The organism is Shigella sp. FC1661, from assembly GCF_001712525.1.
Lineage (GTDB): Bacteria > Pseudomonadota > Gammaproteobacteria > Enterobacterales > Enterobacteriaceae > Escherichia > Escherichia coli.
Map to the genome: position 1 here is coordinate 1 of NZ_MDGW01000201.1, position 3,674 is coordinate 3,674.

The 3,674-nt window shown below is 50.5% G+C and carries 2 protein-coding genes and 3 pseudogenes; 1 reads left to right on the plus strand and 4 read right to left on the minus strand.

Annotated features, from left to right (window positions below; genetic code table 11):
• Nucleotides 1-335, plus strand: a pseudogene (locus BFF42_RS12605) (IS1-like element IS1X2 family transposase); the annotation flags it as partial.
• A 68-nt stretch (nt 336-403) separates the two neighbouring features.
• Here BFF42_RS12605 and BFF42_RS12610 read toward each other — a convergent pair.
• The 4 genes and pseudogenes from BFF42_RS12610 to BFF42_RS12625 all read right to left on the minus strand — a co-directional run.
• A complete protein-coding gene (locus BFF42_RS12610; protein ID WP_000353878.1) occupies nt 404-1,654 on the minus strand; it encodes a NupC/NupG family nucleoside CNT transporter in 1,251 nt (416 codons plus the stop codon).
• A 93-nt stretch (nt 1,655-1,747) separates the two neighbouring features.
• Nucleotides 1,748-2,686: a pseudouridine-5'-phosphate glycosidase gene (gene psuG, locus BFF42_RS12615; protein WP_001292467.1), complete on the minus strand. Its 939-nt coding sequence runs from the start codon at nt 2,684-2,686 to the stop codon at nt 1,748-1,750.
• Nucleotides 2,674-3,330: pseudogene (locus BFF42_RS12620) on the minus strand (PfkB family carbohydrate kinase); the annotation flags it as partial. The pseudogene BFF42_RS12620 and the gene psuG, both read right to left, overlap by 13 nt.
• Before the next feature lie 5 nt (nt 3,331-3,335).
• A pseudogene (locus BFF42_RS12625) lies at nt 3,336-3,674 on the minus strand (IS1-like element IS1B family transposase); the annotation flags it as partial.

A 3,674-nucleotide genomic window follows, 5' to 3' on the forward strand; every position in this document is an offset into this window, starting at 1 on the left:
GCTGGCTGTTTTACGCGTATGACAGGATACGGAGGACGGTTGTGGCGCACGTCTTCGGTGAACGCACTCTGGCCACACTGGAGCGTCTTCTGAGCCTGCTGTCGGCCTTTGAGGTCGTGGTATGGATGACGGATGGCTGGCCGCTGTATGAATCACGCCTGAAGGGAAAGCTGCACGTTATCAGCAAGCGTTACACTCAGCGCATTGAGCGACATAATCTGAATCTGAGACAACATCTGGCAAGGCTGGGACGGAAGTCACTGTCGTTCTCAAAATCGGTGGAGCTGCATGACAAGGTCATCGGGCATTATCTGAACATAAAACACTATCAGTAAGTTGGAGTCATTACCTAGCGCGATTGCCGATGCAACGCTTAATAAGCGCGTACATCCGGCAATGAAACTCAAGCTAAACCAATAAAGAACCCGGCAATAGTCGCACTCATCAGGTTGGAAAGCGTTGCTGCTGCCAGCGCCCGTAAACCAAGCTGGGCGATTTCCGGCGCGCGTTTTGGCGAAATAGCCGAAAATGCGCCAACGACAACACCGATAGAACCAAAGTTAGCAAAACCACAAAGCGCAAAGGAGATAATCGCAATGGTTTTCACTTCCAGCGTGCCGCCCGTTTGCAGGTATGGGGAGAAACTCAGGTAAGCGACGAATTCGTTAATCGCCAGTTTCTGCCCAATCAGGCTACCCGCAAGATTGGCATCACTCCAGTCCACACCCATGATCCACGCCAGCGGTGCCAGCACATAGCCAAAAATACTTTCCAGAGAGGCATTGGCGAAACCAAACCAGCCACCAATTCCGCCGATAATGCCGTTGATCAGCGCAATAATTGCGACAAACGCCATTACCACCGTCGCTACACCAGCGGCGATTTTCAGCCCGGTCATCGCACCGCTCGCCGCCGCTTCGATAAAGCTTTTTGGCGGCGTTTCGCTGAACGACAGATTTTCAAATGTGACCTGCGAAGGCTCGGTGGCCGGGCTAAGAATACGTGCAAACAAAATACCACCTGGGATCGCCATCAGCGATGCCGCTAACAGGTAGTCAATTGGTACGCCCATTCCGGCATAACCAATCATCATCGAACCAGCAATGGACGCCATCCCGCTACAAATTGCGGTAAACAACTCGTTGCGATTCATGCGATCGATAAACGGTTTAACGATCGCCGGGATCTCATTTTGCCCGAGGAAAATAGTTGTGACTGCGACAAAAGATTCGATTTTGCTGATGTTAAGAGCTTTCTGGAAAATGCTGCCAAGGATGCGAATCAGCAGCCCCATCACGCCAATGTAGTACAGCAGACTGATGAGCGCAGTAACGAAAATAATCGCCGGAAGTACGCGAAAGGCGAAGATAAAACCCGCACCGTCAAACAGGACATCCATTTTCGGCCCAACCAGCGAACCAAAAATGAAGGCGCTACCGGCATCACTGTAAGACATCACTTTATGAACGCCTAATGCCGCCTGTTCTACTGCCCACTTTCCCGGTGGAAAGTAGAGCATGATGCCACCAATAGCGATTTGCAGCAGCAGTGCGGCTCCAACCGTGCGCAAACTGATGCTCTTTTTATTCACTGACAACAGAAATGCTATTGCCAGTAACACCACCATCCCCACAACACTTCTCATTATATCCATAATGATTTTCCCTTCATGCCAGTAAACCCGGCGTCAGCGCCAGGTTTTGGTATGCTTGATGAGTACGGGCGACGGCTTTCTGCCCGTCAGAAATTAACCCGCGAGACGCTGGTATTCTTTGGCAATTTCACTCGCCAGAATGGCGTTGTTGAACACCAGCTGGATATTGGATTTCAGGCTGTCACCGCCGGTCAGCTCAGCAACGCGCGCCAGCAGGAACAGTGTACTTTCTTTACCAATAACGCCCTGCTCTTCGGCTTCGGCGACGGCTTGATCTATGGCTGCATTGATAGATTCCTCCGGCATCGCAAACTGTTCCGGGATCGGGTTCGCTACCACGAGGCCACCGTTCAGCCCGCTTTGCCATTTCACCGCCATTGCACGGGCAATTTCACTGGCGCTGTCGAGACGAATACTGACGTCAAACGAGCTGGTACGGCAGAAAAACGCAGGCAGCGCTTTAGTCTGATAGCCAATTAACGGCACACCGAAGGTTTCTAAATACTCAGTGGTTAATCCTAAATCGAGAATAGATTTCGCCCCGGCACAAACAACGGTGACATTAGTATTTGCCAGTTCTTGCAAATCGGCAGAAATATCGAAGGTATGTTCCGCCCCGCGATGCACACCACCAATTCCCCCGGTGGCAAATACTTTAATTCCGGCAAGCGCCGCAATAATCATCGTTGAAGCCACAGTGGTTGCGCCATTTTTTCCGGCGGCAACAACAAAAGGTAAATCGCGACGACTAACTTTGGTCACGTTATGCCCTTCACGACCCAGTAATTCAATTTCTTCTTTGCTTAAACCCACTTTCATCACGCCGCCAATAATGGCGATAGTGGCAGGTACAGCGCCCTGTTTACGAATAGTTTCTTCTACTTCAATTGCGGTCTGGGCATTTTGTGGGAACGGCATCCCGTGAGAAATAATGGTCGATTCCAGCGCCACAACCGGTTTTTTGTTTTTTAAAGCGTCCTGCACTTCCGGGGAAATTTGTAATAATTCAGGGGAAATTTTTAATTCAGACATTCTGCGTTCTCCACTAACGATATAACGTTGGCAATCGATAAATCGGGGTTATTGGTGTATTCACAGGAGAGCGCCATTGACGAACATCCCTGTGCGAAACGAACAGATTCGGCAAACGGCATTCCGTCTACCCAACACGAAGCAAGTCCCGCCATCATGGCATCACCCGCTCCGGTAACATTAATAACATTGGTTTTGATCGGCGCAGACCAGCCATTTTCACCGCTGATATCGCTGTAATAAACGCCGTCGCCGCCCATGCTCAATACCAGTCGGTTCAGGCCATGTTGATGGAACCAGGCAGCAACTTTTGCCACATCTTCACGCCCTGACAGCGCAATCCCACTCAGGGTTTCCGCTTCAAGGCGGTTTGGCTTCAGAGTGTGGATCTGATTTAGACGGTCGCGCACTTTGACACATTTCCATGCGGAAACCGGATCGACAAATACGGGTACGTTGGCGGCATTATCCAGAATCCATGCCAGTGCCTCTTCACTGATATTACAGTCCGCGACAATGACCTTTGCCCTCTGAATAAATTCACGGTGCTGTGCGAGATATTCAGCTGTAATAGCGTTGCTAATATTCATGTCATTTATAGCAACCAGCATTTCACCGGTATTATCGAGTAATGGGTAATGACTCCAACTTATTGATAGTGTTTTATGTTCAGATAATGCCCGATGACTTTGTCATGCAGCTCCACCGATTTTGAGAACGACAGCGACTTCCGTCCCAGCCGTGCCAGGTGCTGCCTCAGATTCAGGTTATGCCGCTCAATTCGCTGCGTATATCGCTTGCTGATTACGTGCAGCTTTCCCTTCAGGCGGGATTCATACAGTGGCCAGCCATCCGTCATCCATATCACCACGTCAAAGGGTGACAGCAAGCTCATAAGACGCCCCAGCGTCGCCATAGTGCGTTCACCGAATACGTGCGCAACAACCGTCTTCCGGAGCCTGTCATACGCGTAAAACAGCCAGCGCTG

Coding starts and splice junctions, on each gene's coding strand:
- BFF42_RS12610 (WP_000353878.1), bottom strand. CDS start 1,654: ATGGATATAATGAGAAGTGTTGTGGGGATGGTGGTGTTACTGGCAATA.
- psuG (WP_001292467.1), bottom strand. CDS start 2,686: ATGTCTGAATTAAAAATTTCCCCTGAATTATTACAAATTTCCCCGGAA.